Origin of the sequence: Paenibacillus sp. FSL F4-0097 (assembly GCF_038593125.1) — a bacterium.
Lineage (GTDB): Bacteria > Bacillota > Bacilli > Paenibacillales > Paenibacillaceae > Paenibacillus_AQ > Paenibacillus_AQ odorifer.
This window is the reverse complement of record NZ_CP151965.1, coordinates 6,418,173-6,435,409: the sequence shown is the minus strand read 5'-3', so window position 1 is coordinate 6,435,409 and position 17,237 is coordinate 6,418,173. Positions and strand designations below refer to the sequence as shown.

The following is a 17,237-nucleotide window of genomic DNA, read 5'->3' as shown; positions in this document are numbered from 1 at the left end:
CATCTCTCCCTGATTGTTAACTATTGGCAGATATGGTCGTATTCCGTCTCGTATATGCTAGATTCCGACAGCCTTTTTCATTCCGTGTCGTTGTAAAATTATCCAATCTATGTTATATACATTCTAGGACATTCAGCATTGATAGACAACATAAATCTATTGAAATATACCTATTAAATTATAACTAAAGTCCTAGTTAGATTGAAAAATACTCAAAATTGACAAATTTATGGAAGGTCTATTTATGGTAATTATGTCTTTCGTTTTTGAGTGAATTTTGCTGGGAGTTTGATTTCTATTTCTATAAAAAATATCCATTATTTCAGCCGGCATAAATAACGGCATACGGAGATGAATAGACTTGGCTATCGCGAAAAAGAGACTGGGAGACTTGCTGGTAGAAAATAATATTATTTCGCAGGACCAGTTGCTTGAGGCTCTCGCGGAACAGCGTAAGAGCAAACGTAAGCTCGGCGATCTGCTAATCTCTCAAGGCTATATTACGGAGCAGCAGTTGATTGAAGTGCTTGAATTTCAACTCGGCATCCCGCATGTCAGTTTATTTAAATACCAGATAGATCCCGCAATCACGCAGATAATCCCTGAAAGTATGGCTAAGCGATATCAGGTGCTTCCATTCTTAAAAGAGGGCGGCAAGCTGATGGTTGCGATGGCGGACCCGCTGGATTATTTTGCGATAGAAGATTTACGTATGAGTACTGGCTTCCGGATCGAACCCGCTATTTCTACGAGAGATGAGCTGCAGCGGGCGATTGCGCGTCACTATGGCATGCGCGATTCTATGAATCAGATGCTGGTAGAACTCCCGACACAGGAAGAAATAGAAGAGACAGAGATTACAGATGAGGACTCCCCAATCGTACGTTTGGTCAACCAGATGATTCAGCAGGCAGTTGCTCTGCGGGCGTCTGATATACATATGGATCCAGGTGAAAATAATTTAACCATCCGCTACCGCATTGACGGAACCTTACGGACAGAGCGGATTATTCCTAAGCAGATGCAGGGCTTTATCACCGCCCGTCTGAAAATAATGGCCCGCCTGAATATTGCAGAACGGCGTTTGCCGCAGGACGGACGGATCAAAATGCAGTTCGATTACAAAATGGTAGATATTCGTGTGTCTTCATTACCAACGATGCACGGAGAGAAGATTGTGCTGCGGTTGCTAGATTTAAGCACAGGGGTCAAATCCATAGATGCTTTGGGATTCAGTGAGGGGAATGCAGAAGCTTTTAAGGAGATGATAGCTCGTCCTTATGGGATTTTGCTGATCACAGGACCTACCGGTAGCGGAAAAACAACAACTTTATATTCAGCGTTGAATCAACTTAATGTAGAAAGCGCAAATATTATCACAGTCGAAGATCCAGTGGAATACCAGCTTGAAGGAGTAAATCAGGTGCACGTAAACTCGGCTATTGGACTAACCTTTGCAGCTGGGCTGCGTTCGATTCTTCGACAAGATCCGAATATCGTAATGGTTGGTGAAATACGGGATGCGGAAACTGCAGAAATTGCTGTTCGCGCCTCATTAACGGGTCATCTAGTGTTGTCTACTTTACATACAAACGATGCGATTAGCTCCGTCTCCCGACTGCGGGATATGGGGGTAGAACCTTATTTGATCGCTTCTTCGCTGATTGGTGTGGTAGCACAGCGGCTGGTGCGCAAAATCTGCACTGACTGCAAAGAAACCTACAAACCATCTGAACAGGAAGCAATTATGCTACGTAGCTTAGGACTACCTGCGGAAGAATTACAGCGTGGACGCGGCTGTGGTAGCTGTAACAATTCTGGCTATCGTGGACGAATAGCGATTCATGAAGTACTCAGTATTGATGATCACTTACGGCAGCTCATAACAAACACTGCCTCAGTAGAAGAACTGCGTGCAGCAGGTAAAGCGCGTGGGCTTGTTCAACTGATGGATGACGGACTGCTCAAGGTCAGTCAAGGAATTACAACGCTTCAAGAAGTCATGCGCGAGACGGTCTCACATTAGAGGTTAACAGGGATTTAGCATTCTGACTTAGGGGGAGCGGCTAATGCCAACGTATACGCGGGATATTAGACAACTATTACAAACGGCTTACTCCTCCAAAGCTTCTGACTTACATATTTCCGTAGGATCACCGCCGGTTATTCGGATGGATGGAAAGCTGCACTCGCTTGAGGGTGAATCCGTGGCTGCTGAAGAAGCGGCAGATATGGCCAAAACGCTACTTGGTAATGAACGAATTGAAGCATTTCGGAATGCGGGCGAGTTGGATTTTTCATATCCGCTTGATGGTGGGGTAAGATTCCGGGTGAACGTTTTTCGTCAGCGGGGCGAGGTTAGTATCGCCGCCCGGGCCATTCCTGCAGAGATTCCGAGTCTGGAACAGCTGTCGATGCCTTCGATTTTAACTACTTTGTCGCTTAAGCCACAAGGTCTAATTTTGGTTACAGGACCCACAGGCAGCGGCAAATCTTCTACGCTTGCAGCTATGCTGAATTATATTAACCAGACGGAGAGCAAACATATAGTGACTCTGGAAGATCCGATAGAATTTCTACATAACCATGGAACCTGTCTAGTGGATCAACGTGAAGTGGGCTGCGATACCGCAAGTTTTGCTAATGGATTACGTGCTGCCTTACGTCAGGATCCGGATGTCATTCTCGTTGGTGAGATGCGGGATTTGGAGACCATTTCAGCAGCAGTTACGGCCGCAGAAACAGGTCATCTTGTGATGGCTACCTTACATACAACAGATGCACCACAGACGATTGACCGAATTATCGACGCTTTTCCGGGACATCAGCAGGGACAGATTCGTTCACAATTAGCATCAGTGCTGCTGGCAGTAGTCAGTCAGCGGTTGTTCCCAAGGGCTGGAGGTCGGGGGCGTTTATGCGCTACGGAAATTTTGCTCAATACACCAGCCGTAGCCAATCTTATTCGTACCGAAAAAACACATCAGATCAAAAATGTGATGCAAACGGGACGCTCACAAGGCATGCACACATTGGACATGAGCATCCGTGACTATTTATCGCAGGGGCTTATTGATCCAACAGCAGCTAAGGCGTTTATGGCGGAGGTGAGCAGCTGATGCCTCTTTTTGAATATCAGGTGAAGACATCCGCAGGCAAATCTATCAAAGGGAAACTAACGGCAACCGATAAACCTACGGCGATGGAGGAGCTACGCAAGCGGGGACTTACGGTATTTTCACTGATTGAGCGCAAAACCACGATTTTATCGATGGACATTTATATTGGTAATCCCGTTAAGCCGCTTCATTTCATCATTTATTGCAGGCAGTTTGCCACGCTTATGCGGGCGGGGGTATCGATTGTGGATGCAACGCGTATTTTGGCAGAGCAGACCGAGAGTAAGCCACTGCGCAAAGCGTTAGTAGATGTTAATTCCAGCCTGATGCGCGGGATATCGTTCTCACAAGCCGTTCAGGATCATAAAAAAATCTTCCCGCAGCTATTTGTCAGCATGATCCGTGCCGGTGAGGAATCCGGTGATATTGAGGGGACGTTGGACAGGTTGGCTATGTTTTTTGAGAAACAGCACACCACGACAGAGAAGATAAAATCAGCGCTTACGTACCCGATTACCGTAGGGGTTATGGCGATTGCCGCGGTTATCTATCTACTTTGGGCGATTGTGCCGCAGTTTGTAACGATGTTTGAATCGATGGATGCCGAGCTTCCGGCAATTACACAGATGGTCTTGGCACTTAGCAAAAGCATTCAAGGTCAATGGTATTTCTGGATACTCGGAGTACTTCTCCTAGTGATAGCTTTTCAGATTACAAAACGTACGGAAAAGGGTGCTTACGCCCTTGATTATGCCAAGTTAAAAATTCCTGTGTTCGGCAAGCTGAATCAAAAGGGCTCGATTGCTCAGTTTACGCGCACTTTTTCTTCTCTTTATGCCAGCTCTGTACCGATTCTACAATCCTTGGTGATTGTTGAGGAGGTAGCAGGAAATAAGGTCATCGGGAGATTCATCCGTAGTGCAGGCGATTCGCTGAGACAAGGAAACCCACTATCTGAGCCGCTAAAAAAAGCTTGGGTCTTTCCGCCACTAGTTACACAGATGATAGCGATTGGCGAAGAGACAGGGGCGCTCGACACGATGTTGTCCAAGGTAGCTGATTTTTATGAGATGGACGTGGAGAATACCGTCGACCGTCTGAAATCGCTGCTTGAACCGCTGCTGATTGCTTTTTTAGCTGCTGTTGTAGGTGTCATTGTAGCTGCCATTATGCTGCCGATGTTCAGTCTGTACGGTAATATGTGAACCTCTTGGTTCCTTGTATATATTGAGAGGGGTGACGCCGGGGAGGCGGGGCAAGATCCACGAACTTACGCTGGCGATTAGACGACGATGGACGAGCTGTTTCCGTAAGCACAAGAAAGATGATGTTGGATTCACTGAAATGAAGAATATAGGTTTTATCACTCACACACCACTTAGAGGGGGAAATCAAATGTTAGCACAAGCGATTAAAAGAAGATTAAGCAAAGAGGAAAATCAAAAGGGTTTTACGCTGATCGAGTTGCTGGCGGTTATCGTTATTTTGGGGATTATTGCGGTTATTGCAATACCTTTGATTGGGAATGTAATATCGAATGCTAAAGAAGATTCTGATGTTGCTACTGCTCGTCAAATTTATGATGCCTCCAGATTATATATTGTTGGTGAAAGCAATGGGAAATTTAATGATTCAACAAATGCAGTAACAGTAACTATCGACCAAATGCAAGATAAAGGGTATTTGGATAAACCTTTAAGTCTCCCAAGTTCGAAAAAGGTAATCAGCGGAGGAACTGTAACATATACACCGGAAGGTCAATTGGCTTCGGTATCGATATCTCCACAACCTGAAGGTTCTACACCAATTACTTCTGGAGGTACTACTACTGGGGGTACATTTACAGCGGAGCAGGTTTTGAAATCTAAGACTAAGTAATAACTCTATAAATATATGTTCTATTTTTCTGAATTATCTTGGTTTATCCTTAAGGAATCGGACTTCCCGATTCCTTTTTTAAAATCCAGAAGCTAATAGAGGACAGCCATGACGATATTTATCGCAAGTTACATCACATTACTGGGTCTGATTCTAGGCTCCTTCTATAACGTAGTGGCGTTACGGGTGCCGGTCAAGGAATCCTTGCTTAATCCGCCGTCACATTGCCCGAACTGCAACACGCGGCTGAAAGCGCGGGATTTGTTTCCGGTGCTAAGCTACCTGCTGTCAGGAGGCAAGTGCCGATACTGCGGCACAAGGGTATCGCCATTATACCCGCTTGGAGAAGCGGCAACGGGTTTGCTTTTTTTATGGGTGTATTTACAATTTGGCCTGACGGGTAAGGGAATCATCGGGTTCATTCTTGTAAGTTTAGCGGTTATCGTGACGGTTGCGGATTTGAAGTACATGCTGATTCCCAACAAGGTATTGTTGTTTTTTTTACCGCTGCTGCTGATTCTTGTACTGCTATTTCCGGATGGACCGATATGGCATCATCTGCTAGGAGCTGTGCTTGGGGGAGGGGTTCTTATCCCTTTTGTTCTATTAGGTGGCATGGGGGCTGGAGATGTGAAGTTATTTGCGCTGCTGGGTTTGGTGATTGGCTTTCCGAATGTGATTTTGGCTTTTTTTGTGGCTTGTTTGCTTGGGAGCGTGGTGGGCGGACTGCTGATGCTGCTCGGTGTAATCAAACGTAAACAGCCGGTACCCTTCGGCCCATGGTTAGCTATAGGAGCTTTAATTAGTTTTGGATATGGCTCACACATCATCGGCGCGTATCTCTCGCTTATCGGATAGGAGGACATTGATCACATGCTTGGATTAGGCCCCAAAGTGGCCGGACTTTCAATTGAAGCTGCCGGAATCCGTTATATTAGTTTTAAGAATAAACAGTCATGGGAAGTCCGTAAAAAACGGTTTCTCCCGCTCCTTCCAGGCATGATCATTGAGAATCAGGTGGCGGATAGCGAGGCGCTTTATGATCGGGTAAGGCAGTGGGTGAAGAAGGAAGGCTTACGGGGCAGTAAGGTTTCTTTGTCCATTCCCCCTTCACAGATCATTATCCGTAAAATGAGTATTCCTAGTACCAACGACAAACAGGTAGAACAACTGGTGAAGCTGGAAGTGGAGACGGGACTGCATTTACCTTTTGAAAATCCTGTCTATGACTATGTAACGCTCGAAGTGGATGAGGAGCAAAGTCACCTGCTCGTATTTGCTGCTCCGCGAAAATCGATTCAGGATTACGTAGAAGTTCTGGAGCGGGCGGGTCTTCGGATAAGCAGTGTCGAAATTTCGGCAACCGCCTTGGCGCGTGCTATAACCACTGGGCACGGGGAGAGCTTTGCGGAGACGATGCTGATTAATATGGAGCCATCGGTAATGGACATTTATATGTTCAGAAACGGGAATCCGGTCTTCATTCGTACGATAAACTTACTTGATCTACATAAAGGAAGAAATTTAGCGGGAATGGATCTTTTGACAGACAGTGAAACCTTGGCAGAAACAGCTGTCGCTGTAGAAGAACATTTATCACCCGAGCAAATGGTGGAAATCACTGCGGAAATCTCCCGTATGCTCAGCTTTTATCAATACAGCTTGCATGACGGTTCCACTCGTATCAACAATTTAGTGATTACGGGCACTCCCTCGATTCGTAAACAACTGGACCTAGAACTCCAGCAGTCCCTAGCTGAACTTGTAATAACACCAATAAGTCTGGAACAGATGGCTAGTGCTGCTGTTTCTGACCCTGAACTAAATGATTACCGCGTAGCTGCCGGGACCGCTCTAAAAAATAGCATCAACACGGATACGATTGATTTATTGCCGAGAGAAGATCGGGAGACGTTGCTATTTCCTTATGTCACGATGGGGCTTGTAGCGATCTGGCTGCTGGGGATGATCGGAACGGGGATTTATTTTTCGGCCAATAAGGGTCAGATTTCTAATGGTAAAGAAGAGCTGCAAGGCCTGCAGGATCGCAGTTTAATGCTCCAAGTAGAGCTCGCGAAGCTTAAAAACAGCGGACCTGGACAGCTAGATCGGAAAGCAGCCATCACAGTGCTTCAGGACAATAAGGTGATTGCAGTCCCTATCTTGGACGAATTAGTGGAGGGATTGCCTAAGGAGGCACTAATCCGTGATATTAACTATACCTACCGGACCTCTATAGATCTGACTGTAAATGTATCCACTATGGAGGATGCTTCCAACTATTTAAGACAACTTCGCCAAATGTCTTTTACGACCGATGCCTCTATTCAAAAGCTTACTGAAGGAGCCGCAGATGCCATTTCATACAATACGTATACGGCTATTTATAAAGTGAACTTAGCAGCGGCTAAGCTTCAAAACAGTGAAACGGATGCCAGCCAAGGGGAGGTGAGCAGCGATGGAACAGATCAATAAGTATCGCTCGCCGATTGTTCTGGGAGTGCTGATTTTGTTCCTGATATTGTTTGCGTTCTATATGCTGGGTGTTCAGCCGACCAATAAGGAAATTTCCGCACAGAGCAGCGAGATCGGTCAGTTGGAAAAGGAAGCAGAAGTCCTCCAAAACAAAATCTATGAGCTGAAGGGCAGCGGCACTGAGGGAGATCTAGAACAGAAGGAATTACTGGGGGAACTCCCAAAGGGCGATGACAGCGAAGGTCTGATTGTTGATTTGCGGGAGGTTAGCACGTCCTCACAAGCGCGGCTAAAGGATCTTAGTTTTGTTATGGATGAGGCTAATCCGATTCAGCAAATGACAGGTTCAGCTGAGGTGTCATTCCCGACGGTCAAACAGATCAAAATGACTGCAGTGGTGGAAGGGACATATTCGGGGATCCGGCAATGGATGGATGAACTACAAGCCTTACCCCGTATTGTGAATGTGGACTCTTTCAATTTTCAGCAATCCTACGAGGATCGTACTAAGAACAATACGGAGAGTATTTTGACTGCTAACGTAGCTTTTACAGCGTATTTTGAGGCCACCGCAGCAGCATCCGATTAGGGTTCTTGTACTACTTTATTTAACTATATTACTCCGCTTTTCCTGTGAATCAGGAGGGTGGAGTTTTTTTATATTTTCAAAAGAGTTGTAATACGTTTTCATTCCTCTGTTTATTGGGTATTTTAGCTTGCGGGGTGCATAAGCTGAAACAGTGGCGATCGCCTGTATTTTTCAGATGAAAGAGGAGGAACTTCAGATGAACAAAAAATGGATGCTTGGTTCGTTGGCCCTATCCTTAGGCCTTTTATCAGCAGGTAGCGGAGTTATGGCAGCTTCATCATCAGTGGGAAGCTCGGCAATAAAAAATGTGGCTGTGATTGGCACAGGAAAAGAAGGCCCAGCTACTATAAACAATTTGACGGTAAAAAGTGTGGTACCGCTTGTTGTACATGCCAGAGCAATCTATTTCTATACTAGCCGTGGGGGCAACTTTTTCCCGATGGAAACCTTCATGTATAAAGCGCAAGAGTACCGTTACCTTTCCAATGATATTGGGACAAAGGCGAAGCTGATGAATTACATAAAAAAAGCCTACACGCATAATGCAGCAGCTTATTATGTGCAGACTCAATTTTTGGAGCATGAAGGTAGAATGTCACAGGTGAATACGGATCTTGGAAACTCATTAATGTTTGAAAAAGCCACCGCCCGAATGCTCTCCAAAACTGCAACAACCGCTGAATTTGACTTAACAGTTCCTTATTCGAGCGGGCAGGAAGGCAGTGAGTCGGTGTATGTGAAGCTGAAAAAGGTGAATGGATACTGGAGAATTGATACGTCACCGGATATTCTTTTTTGAGGAAGGGTTAGGGTAGAAGAGGAAGAGCAAAGAGGTTCTACGCTTGGGCGCGGATAAGGTCAGAGGTATATGCAACACCAACGAATTTACCTTTGCGAGTGATAATGACACAATCATTTTTCATAGGGTCTGGGCGGTTCATAGCGAGGCTCAATACCGTATCGAGTGGAGTGGAAATGTCAAGAATGAGCGGGGTTTTGTTCATAAGCTTCATGGCAGGTTCTCTGTAGAACAGATCTACTCCGGATCTTCCTGTAGCTTTTAAAAAGAAACGTTCGCTCATCAACAATCCGAGGGGTTCATTCATAGCATTGCAGACGACGATACATTTGGATTCTGGATGCTGAAACATGACGCGAAGAGCTTCTCTGCAAGTGCGTGAGGCAAAAATAGCGGGAGCACTGCGGACAATACCAGTAAGATCATTTACAAGAGCTGTTGTCATAGGATGTTCATCCTTTCTGATTATGGGTCTACTTCTAATGTACCCCTGAATCGTAAATTTCAAAGCCGGGTAACGTAAGCTACAGGTAAAATAGATTGCTGGCAAAAATAACCGGTCAGACCTTAGGGGCTCTGACCGGTTATTTGTTGTTAGCTATTCACTGCGGACCCCGTCCTCCACCAGCTGCTTTCGGGGGACATCGGGGATTATGGATTTGCTCACGCCTCCACGATTAATGGCGATTAATCGTTTTTGTGCGTAATATACGTCGCGGGACAGTTTATTCACCTCAGTGGATTTACCGTCAACATACTTTGTAATGTAGGTTTCTACAATATATCCGGTTTTCCCATTTTGAATAACGCGTGAGCTGCCACGAGGCAGTGAAGAATCGTTTACGTATTTATCGACTGGAGGGAGCACCTCTACTGTTTTTGAATGAACTTTGTAAGTGACATTTTGCGGAAACGTGCCGAACAGCTTTATGGTCAGTGATTTACCCTGCACAGCTGCTTTAATTATGAGATATTTGCCAGTCGTATTGCGAAAACGAAAGTTGATATAACCTTCAGCGAATGTTGCGTCCTGACCTTTGGGCAAGTAGTTGACGGGCAAGGAATGATTACGGCGTTCCACAATTTCTAGCCCTATACGCAGTGCGGCATTGTAAAGAGTGCTCGACACTTGGCAGATCCCTCCACCAACACCTGCTTGCAGCTTGCCGTTCACAATCACCGGCGCTTCACGGAAGCCGTAATTCACCTTTGCTTTTTCTATAGCTTTTCCATAATCAAAGACGGCTCCAGGCGGGAGAATGGTTCCATCCACAGCTTTGGCAGCAGCTTCTACGTTGTAGCTTCGTCCAGGTCCACTTGCACCTAGAGAGGTGCTGAATTGCATTACTTTTCGCTCGATACCTTGTTCCTTTAATTTCTTTAATGTTATGTCAGGCTGCAGGATTAACAAAGGGACTTCCATCGTGATTCCCTTCTCCAAGAGGGTATTCAGATGATTGAAGCTGGTGGGGGCAGCTGCTCCTAAGGAAGTCTCCAGAGCTGTCCAATCGACCTCCAGGGAAGTTTTCTCAGAAGTATATACGATTCGGTCATCGCCTGTAATTCGCCGCGTAGCGTCCACTGGTTCACCAAAGGACTCCTTCTCCCAAGTGGGACTTAGAATTTTCTGGAATTGTGCGATTTCCAGATGCGTTTCAAGCTTCCACAGCTGAGGGAAGTTATAGCGTGCCTTTACCCGCTCCCAAAGTGTTCCTTCGGCAAGCTCTTTTAAGCCCTGCTGAAAAGCAGCGGCTTCATAACTCAACCCAGTCTTACTAAGAGTTAGGGGTAAATCTGCATTGCCCTCCACTTTTAGCACTAGAGGGACGGATTCGAGGGCACGCAGCCGCTGATCCAGCTGGGAGCGGACCTCGGTGAGGGTCATGCCTCCGACCTGCCAGCCGGCAAGGGTTGTACCCTTTGGAAGCGTAGTTTTGCTGCCATATAGATGAAGCCCTCCGTAAATCCAGGAGCCGATAAGGACGAGTGCGATGACCACTATGAGGGCAGCATGGATTTTTTTCATAATTAATCTCCTTTTGGGGATTTGGATTGCGCTAAGCAGGCGCGGCCCTGTAACAAAACTTAAAGAACACTTCGTGGGATACCGATAATAACTTAGTAAGAAACAAGTAGTCTCTAATAAAGGGAGTTACGACATCTGATAACAGGCACCGTTAGGTGCTTTTTTATATGTATATGTCCAGTCACTACAAAACTTTCGAATAGTCGTGCAGTTACGGGGTACTCAATCAGTTACAGATTTGTTACAATAGATACATTGCGGAAATATTGAAGTTTATGGAAACTTGAGGTGGACAATGTCGATTCGCACAAGTGGAAAATGTCATAATTGGGAAGTGAGAAAATGATTGAAATGCAAGATGTATGGAAAACGTACCCTAACGGAACTCACGCACTGCAAGGAGTTTCAGTGAAAATCGACCGCAATGAATTCGTGTACGTTGTCGGCCCTTCCGGCGCGGGTAAATCTACTTTTATGAAATTGATTTATAGAGAAGAAGTGCCTACCAAAGGACAGATTTCGGTGGGAGGTTTCAATATAGGAAAGCTAAAACCACGCAAAATCCCTTATGTCCGCCGTAATATCGGCGTTGTATTTCAAGATTTTCGGCTTTTGCCCAGAATGACGGCATACGAGAATGTAGCTTTTGCTATGGAAGTTATTGAAGCACCGAAAAAAGTCATCAAGAAACGTGTGAATGAGGTTCTTGATTTGGTTGGGCTAAGAAGTAAAGCGAATCGTGAGCCCTCACAGCTTTCTGGTGGTGAGCAGCAACGGATCGCTATTGCACGGGCTATCGTCAACAATCCTTCTGTTATTATTGCGGACGAGCCTACAGGTAACTTAGACCCCGAGACTTCATGGGGCATTATGCAGCTGCTTGACGAGATTAATTTTCGTGGAACAACGATTGTAATGGCTACCCATAACAGAGATATTGTGAACAAAATGCGCAAACGGGTGCTTGCGATTGAGAATGGAAACATTGTCAGAGACCAAGCGAGAGGGGAATATGGTTATGAGTTTTAAAACCTTCTTGCGACATGTGCGGGAAGGCTTTAAAAGCGTATTCCGTAATGGCTGGATGTCGATCGCCTCAATCACTTCGATTGTTGTTTCTCTTTTTGTTCTAGGTGTATTTATTCTTCTTGTCCTCAACGTAAATTCTGTAGCTGATGAGGCAGACAGTCAGGTACAGATCAAAGTGCATCTAGCTTTGAATACAGATCAGAAGATGCGCGAGACCCTGCAGACTGAAATTGGCAATATGCCGGAGGTCAGCAAGATTACGTTCATCTCCAAGGAACAGGGACTTAAAGATCTCCGCGCGGATATGGGCGAGGAGGCAGCAGAGCTTCTGGAAGGGTTCGATGAAGATAATAACCCGCTTCCAGATACCCTTCAGGTAGAGGTTATTGAACCTACAACCGTTGCTTTTGTGGCTGAGAAGATTCAAGCCCTTAACAAGACACATACCGAGCAGCCTATCTACAAAGTGAAATATGGCAAAGGCTCGATTGAAACATTGTTTAAAATCACGCGTGCCGTACGAAACATTGGATTTATTTTTGTAGCGGGGCTGGCACTTATGTCTATGTTCCTCATCTCCAATACTATTCGGGTAACGATTCTTGCCCGGCGTAAAGAGATTGGGATTATGAAGCTGGTAGGCGCGACAAATTATTTTATTCGTTGGCCTTTCTTTATAGAAGGGGCATTAATTGGACTCATTGGATCATTGATTACTTCGGGTGTTTTATATGCCGGTTACAACGGTTTGGAATCTTCGGTACAGGGAGATCCTATGCTCGGATTGCAGTTGATCCCTTTCAGTGATATTTGGCTGCTGCTCGTAGGTCTGTTAGTAGGACTAGGCGTGCTGATCGGCGTCTGGGGAAGTACGGTTTCTATTCGTAAGTTTTTGAAAGTTTAATTTAAGAGTGAAGGATGGGGAGTGCGAGTTGAAGAAGATTGCCGCCGGACTAGCCGTAATGTTACTAGCTGTCACTATATTCCAACCCTCTGATGGATATGCCAAAAAAACAAGTGTTGCCGAGATCGATAAGCAATTAAAGCAGCTGCAACAAGAGGTGCAGGAAGCTAAGGCGCAGCAAGAGAAAGCGGAGTCCCAAACGCAGGAAGCGCAGCACTATAAGAATAAGACAAATATTAATTTACAATATGTATTGCAGCAAGTGGATCAAGTTAAAGGCAAAATGACCGAAATCTCTAACAAAATTTCCGATACAGAAGAATCTCTTAACGTTACAGCAACGGAATTGGATGAAGCAGAGGCACGAGTGGCCTCAAGAGAAGAACTCTTAGGATCCCGTGTCCGGTTGATGTACACTGATGGAGCGGTGTCTTACCTAGATGTTTTGCTCTCATCGACAAGCTTCTCTGATTTTCTGGGCCGCACCGATTCGCTTAAGATGATTGTGGATCAGGATCAGGAGCTGTTAGTCCAACACAAGCTGGACAAGCAGACAGTTGTAGAGAAGAAGCAGGAGCTTGAGGGGCAATATGCTCAAGCCAAGCAGTTATACACCTCCTTGGAAAATCAGAGAAGCCTGCTGAAAGAGAAGGAAGCGGAGAAGCAGGAGCTTATCGCATTTTATGATAAGCAGATTCAAGAAAGCGATGATCTAAGTGAAGAGCAGAACGAGAAGCTGGTTAAGCTGGCGAGCGAACGTTCTGCTTTGGAAACCCAAAAGGATAAGATTAAAGCTGAGGAAGCGGCTCGCAAAGCAGCAGCCGCCAAAGCAGAAGCAGCACGCCGGGCAGCAGCAGCGGCCAAGAAAGCTGCAGCTAGCAAGGCAAGCAGCAGTTCGAGCTCCAGCTCCTCAACCGCGTATGCTGGTGGAGATGGACCCTTCCTGCTGCCTGTAGGTTCGGCAAGAATCTCTTCCTCCTACGGACCACGGACACACCCAATTACGGGTGAGAAGGGGAAAGTACACACCGGGGTAGACTTTGCAGTTCCACAAGGAACCAATATTCATGCGGCTGATTCCGGAACGGTAATCGTAGCTGAATGGTATAGCGGCTATGGATATTGTGTAATTGTTGATCATGGCGGCGGAGTTTGGACCCTCTACGGACATATCCGTAAAGGTGGTATCAAGGTTAGCCCTGGGGATAGAGTCAATCGTGGGGATGTGATTGCTGAATCCGGTTCTACAGGTAATTCGACGGGCCCCCATCTCCATTTTGAAGTTCGGATCGACGGCAAGACAGTAAATCCGATGCCTTATCTCTAATTTTTAAGAACTTATAACTCATATTATTTGAACGTACGGCATATACTGGAAGAGATACCGTACCTTTCAGGACGGACTTATGGAGTTGTTTGCGAGATGGACAAGAAGGGACGGTGGGAACATCATGTTAAAAAAAAGCACAGCGGCGTTTATGATTATCGCCGCCCTGCTATGCGGTAGTCTGGTGACCTTGGGCGTGACGGGTTATAGTCATGTTATTGGACAAGCTGCAGGAGAAGGACTGGCCTCAGCATTGCAGGTTACTGGCCTTCAGCAGAAGGAATCCCAGAAGCTTGGAACTGCTCTCAGTCTGATTGAGAGCAATTACTACGAGACAGTAGATCGGGAGAAGCTGATAGACGGTGCTGTCAACGGTATGATGGAAGCGCTGGGCGATCCTTATTCCAACTATATGGGTAAAGAAACAGCTGAGAAATTCGAAGAAAGCATTGAGGGTTCCTTTTCAGGTATCGGTGCGGAGGTCTCTTCGGATAATGGCAAGGTAGTCGTGGTCTCTCCGATCAAGGGCTCACCTGCTGAGAAAGCTGGGATTCAGGCCAAAGATGTTATCTTGTCCGTTAACGGTGAATCGCTGGAAGGTATGGAGCTGAATGCAGCTGTTGCCAAGATTCGCGGTCCTAAGGGCAGTAAGGCCACTTTGAAAATACAACGTTCCGGCGCTGTAGAGCCGCTGGAATTTGTTCTTACCCGGGATGATGTGAAGCTCGAAACAGTCTACGCTACCATGGAAAAGGACAATGTGGGCGTAATCGAGGTTACGCAGTTCTCCTTGAATACCGCAGAACGATTCAAGGAAGAGCTGGAGAAGTTAGAGAAGCAAGGCATGAAGGGACTTGTTATTGACGTCCGCAATGATCCAGGTGGTGTTCTTCCGATTGTTATTGAAATGGCAGAGCAATTTGTTCCAGCTGGCAAATCTATAGTGCAAATAGAATACAAAGACAAAAAACGCGAAGTTAGCACCTCAAAAGGATCGAGTAAAGCTTATCCAGTGGTCGTGCTGATGAATAAAGGTAGCGCAAGTGCTTCGGAAATATTGGCGGGTGCCTTGCAGCAGTCGGCAGGAGCTAAGCTAATCGGTGACAATTCTTTCGGTAAAGGCACCGTGCAGACGAGCTTTGACAAACAGCTTGGAGACGGCAGCTTGCTGAAAGTTACCATTGCCAAATGGCTTACGCCAGACGGCACATGGATCCACGGCAAGGGCATTAAACCGGATATCGCGGTAGCGCAGCCGGATTACTTCTCGGTGGCTCCAATTAACAAAAGCGTGGCGCTGCAATATAATATGAACAACGCTGATGTGAAGAGTGCACAGACGATGCTGGACGGTTTGGGTTACAAGCCTGGACGTAAAGATGGCTATTTCGATGCTGGCACTAAGGACGCAGTGAAGAAGTTCCAAAGTACAGCAAAGCTCCAAGTCACAGGCACAATTGACGCCAAGACAGCGGAGGCGCTGGAAGCGGCGCTGATCAAGGTCATTCAAGACCCTGCTCGCGACAACCAACGGAATAAAGGGATTGCTGAGATTCAGAAGGAAATTAAGGCGGCAGCGTCGAAAAAGTAAGAAGGCTGAATTCAGCCTTCTTTTTTTCTTTTAGATAAGAAAATGCCAACCGACGTAGAGGAATTAGAATATATACAAATCAGTCATCGGACGAAAAGGAGTGTGACGAACAGTTTGAATGTGATTCAGGAACTGTTAGGAAGCTTGGGCACTGCGTTCTTACACTTATTGATCCAGCCGTATTACTACATTGCTATTATATTTATTGCGTTATATTACCGTAGGCAGGTGGCATTAGAACGAAAGCTGATACATGTAAAATTACATAGCTGGGGTCAGGAAACGTGGCGGACGGTATGGAGTGGTCTAGTCATGGGTTTGGTCGTCTCTATAGCAGCCGTTCTGCTAGGAATATCGTTATCAGGTACCGCTGTAGCCTGTATTTGGGTAGTTAGTCTCGTGTTGTCGCTACTGCGTGTGCGGTATTTGTGCTTTGCGTATTCTATAGGCTTGTTAGGTATCATTCAGTTTGTAATTTCTTTCTTTCCAGATGCTTTAGATAGTGGAACGGTAGGGAATATTACCACCGCCATAAGGGAGATGGATATTCCTGCTTTGCTAGTGTTAGCTGCGCTGCTGCACATGGCGGAGGCACTGCTGGCCCGCAGACAAGGGGCCAAGCTTGCAACGCCGCTCTTCCTGAAGGGAAAGCGCGGCATGGTCGTTGGCGGCTATCAGCTGCAGGCCTTCTGGCCGCTGCCGCTGTTCCTGCTGCTCCCTTCGGGTGCAGGAACGGATTTGCCATGGCACTCGCTGCTCGGCGGCAGCCTTGGCATCGTCTCTTTGCCCGTCATCATCGGCTTCAGCGAGATGACGCAGGGCATGCTGCCCGGGCGCAAGGCGGCCCGCACTGCAGGACGACTGCTGATCTACAGCATCGTCCTGCTCGGCTTAAGCCTGCTTGCCGCTTGGTGGAGCCCGCTGACCCTGGTCGCGACGCTCGCAGCCATTGTGCTGCACGAAGGGTTAAGCTGGTACAGCGCTCTGGAAGAGCGCAGCATCAGCCCCATCTTCGTGCATCCACCGCGCGGCCGCAAAGTGCTGGCCGTGCTGCCGGGCAGTCCCGGCCAGGAGCTGGGCATCCTGCCCGGCGAGATCTTACTGAAGGTCAACGGGGTCCTGTTGACCGATGCGGCGCAGCTACATGAGGCGCTGCGCATGAATCCAGCGTTCTGCAAGCTGGAGGTGCTGAACCGTGAAGGGGAGAGCAAATACCTTCAAAGCCCGATCTATGATGGGGATCACCATCAGCTCGGTATTATTTTGGTGCCGGAGACGGATGGGATGATTACCGCTGAGGCGAAGCCTTCCAGCATCTACAGCATCATCGGGATGAAGACAGGCATACGCAGCCGGAACCTTCCGGACGGCCAACTTAAACGAAAAAAAACCACTGAAGCCAAGCAGGAATCAGCGGAAGGATAACTAGAAGATGCCCCATAGGCCATGAAATGGTGAATGGGGCATCTTTGTTTTTGATTAGATGGTAGTTTCGCGTGC

General features: G+C 46.7%; 15 protein-coding genes. 13 read left to right on the top strand and 2 right to left on the bottom strand.

The genetic code is table 11. The features are described from left to right. Nucleotides 1-361: 361 nt before the first annotated feature. From MHH86_RS28970 to MHH86_RS28935, 8 genes are all read left to right on the top strand, one after another. Nucleotides 362-2,026, top strand: a complete 1,665-nt coding sequence (locus MHH86_RS28970) for an ATPase, T2SS/T4P/T4SS family (RefSeq protein ID WP_038573557.1) — start codon at nucleotides 362-364, stop codon at nucleotides 2,024-2,026. 43 nt (nucleotides 2,027-2,069) lie between these two features. Next, the gene (locus tag MHH86_RS28965; protein ID WP_342479566.1) at nucleotides 2,070-3,119 is read left to right on the top strand and encodes a type IV pilus twitching motility protein PilT; all 1,050 of its coding nucleotides are present in this window, start codon (nucleotides 2,070-2,072) and stop codon (nucleotides 3,117-3,119) included. Beyond that, the gene (locus MHH86_RS28960) at nucleotides 3,119-4,324 is read left to right on the top strand and encodes a type II secretion system F family protein (protein WP_076144668.1); all 1,206 of its coding nucleotides are present in this window, start codon (nucleotides 3,119-3,121) and stop codon (nucleotides 4,322-4,324) included. The genes MHH86_RS28965 and MHH86_RS28960 overlap by 1 nt, the downstream gene beginning before the upstream one ends. A 190-nt stretch (nucleotides 4,325-4,514) precedes the next feature. After that, nucleotides 4,515-4,997: a type II secretion system protein gene (locus tag MHH86_RS28955; protein ID WP_076222341.1), complete on the top strand. Its 483-nt coding sequence runs from the start codon at nucleotides 4,515-4,517 to the stop codon at nucleotides 4,995-4,997. Nucleotides 4,998-5,105: 108 nt separating this feature from the next. Beyond that, complete coding sequence (locus MHH86_RS28950; protein ID WP_342479565.1) at nucleotides 5,106-5,855, top strand: prepilin peptidase; 750 nt, start codon at nucleotides 5,106-5,108, stop codon at nucleotides 5,853-5,855. Between the two features lie 15 nt (nucleotides 5,856-5,870). Beyond that, nucleotides 5,871-7,472, top strand: coding sequence for a pilus assembly protein PilM (gene pilM / locus MHH86_RS28945; protein WP_036678547.1), 1,602 nt, complete (start codon nucleotides 5,871-5,873; stop codon nucleotides 7,470-7,472). Further along, the gene (gene pilO / locus MHH86_RS28940; protein WP_036678550.1) at nucleotides 7,456-8,061 is read left to right on the top strand and encodes a type 4a pilus biogenesis protein PilO; all 606 of its coding nucleotides are present in this window, start codon (nucleotides 7,456-7,458) and stop codon (nucleotides 8,059-8,061) included. Before pilM ends, pilO begins: the two co-directional genes overlap by 17 nt. A 196-nt stretch (nucleotides 8,062-8,257) precedes the next feature. Next, nucleotides 8,258-8,860: a DL-endopeptidase inhibitor IseA family protein gene (locus MHH86_RS28935; RefSeq protein WP_076316169.1), complete on the top strand. Its 603-nt coding sequence runs from the start codon at nucleotides 8,258-8,260 to the stop codon at nucleotides 8,858-8,860. 37 nt (nucleotides 8,861-8,897) lie between these two features. On the opposite strand, the gene MHH86_RS28930 is transcribed toward MHH86_RS28935, so the two are convergent. Beyond that, nucleotides 8,898-9,305 carry a CBS domain-containing protein gene (locus tag MHH86_RS28930; RefSeq protein WP_036678552.1) on the bottom strand — a complete coding sequence of 136 codons (408 nt, stop codon included), beginning with the start codon at nucleotides 9,303-9,305 and terminating at the stop codon, nucleotides 8,898-8,900. A 153-nt stretch (nucleotides 9,306-9,458) separates the two neighbouring features. After that, nucleotides 9,459-10,886 (bottom strand): VanW family protein, encoded by a 1,428-nt coding sequence (locus MHH86_RS28925; protein WP_038573545.1) that lies wholly within the window; start codon nucleotides 10,884-10,886, stop codon nucleotides 9,459-9,461. A 342-nt stretch (nucleotides 10,887-11,228) separates the two neighbouring features. On the opposite strand from MHH86_RS28925, the gene ftsE reads away from it, so the two are divergent. From ftsE to MHH86_RS28900, 5 genes are all read left to right on the top strand, one after another. Next, nucleotides 11,229-11,915, top strand: a complete 687-nt coding sequence (gene ftsE, locus MHH86_RS28920; RefSeq protein ID WP_036678556.1) for a cell division ATP-binding protein FtsE — start codon at nucleotides 11,229-11,231, stop codon at nucleotides 11,913-11,915. Further along, nucleotides 11,905-12,819 (top strand): permease-like cell division protein FtsX, encoded by a 915-nt coding sequence (gene ftsX, locus MHH86_RS28915; RefSeq protein WP_036678558.1) that lies wholly within the window; start codon nucleotides 11,905-11,907, stop codon nucleotides 12,817-12,819. Before ftsE ends, ftsX begins: the two co-directional genes overlap by 11 nt. Before the next feature lie 28 nt (nucleotides 12,820-12,847). Continuing rightward, nucleotides 12,848-14,146 (top strand): peptidoglycan DD-metalloendopeptidase family protein, encoded by a 1,299-nt coding sequence (locus MHH86_RS28910; protein WP_076107069.1) that lies wholly within the window; start codon nucleotides 12,848-12,850, stop codon nucleotides 14,144-14,146. Nucleotides 14,147-14,270: 124 nt separating this feature from the next. Beyond that, a complete protein-coding gene (locus tag MHH86_RS28905; RefSeq protein WP_076316170.1) occupies nucleotides 14,271-15,737 on the top strand; it encodes a S41 family peptidase in 1,467 nt (488 codons plus the stop codon). Between the two features lie 450 nt (nucleotides 15,738-16,187). Beyond that, complete coding sequence (locus MHH86_RS28900; RefSeq protein ID WP_339279497.1) at nucleotides 16,188-17,162, top strand: PDZ domain-containing protein; 975 nt, start codon at nucleotides 16,188-16,190, stop codon at nucleotides 17,160-17,162. Nucleotides 17,163-17,237: the final 75 nt, after the last annotated feature.

Bases quoted from the DNA above. Each gene is read 5' to 3' on its own strand.
- ftsX (WP_036678558.1), top strand. From the start codon at position 11,905: ATGAGTTTTAAAACCTTCTTGCGACATGTGCGGGAAGGCTTTAAAAGC.
- pilO (WP_036678550.1), top strand. From the start codon at position 7,456: ATGGAACAGATCAATAAGTATCGCTCGCCGATTGTTCTGGGAGTGCTG.
- MHH86_RS28965 (WP_342479566.1), top strand. From the start codon at position 2,070: ATGCCAACGTATACGCGGGATATTAGACAACTATTACAAACGGCTTAC.
- ftsE (WP_036678556.1), top strand. From the start codon at position 11,229: ATGATTGAAATGCAAGATGTATGGAAAACGTACCCTAACGGAACTCAC.
- pilM (WP_036678547.1), top strand. From the start codon at position 5,871: ATGCTTGGATTAGGCCCCAAAGTGGCCGGACTTTCAATTGAAGCTGCC.
- MHH86_RS28935 (WP_076316169.1), top strand. From the start codon at position 8,258: ATGAACAAAAAATGGATGCTTGGTTCGTTGGCCCTATCCTTAGGCCTT.
- MHH86_RS28905 (WP_076316170.1), top strand. From the start codon at position 14,271: ATGTTAAAAAAAAGCACAGCGGCGTTTATGATTATCGCCGCCCTGCTA.
- MHH86_RS28960 (WP_076144668.1), top strand. From the start codon at position 3,119: ATGCCTCTTTTTGAATATCAGGTGAAGACATCCGCAGGCAAATCTATC.
- MHH86_RS28955 (WP_076222341.1), top strand. From the start codon at position 4,515: ATGTTAGCACAAGCGATTAAAAGAAGATTAAGCAAAGAGGAAAATCAA.
- MHH86_RS28950 (WP_342479565.1), top strand. From the start codon at position 5,106: ATGACGATATTTATCGCAAGTTACATCACATTACTGGGTCTGATTCTA.
- MHH86_RS28930 (WP_036678552.1), bottom strand. From the start codon at position 9,305: ATGACAACAGCTCTTGTAAATGATCTTACTGGTATTGTCCGCAGTGCT.
- MHH86_RS28925 (WP_038573545.1), bottom strand. From the start codon at position 10,886: ATGAAAAAAATCCATGCTGCCCTCATAGTGGTCATCGCACTCGTCCTT.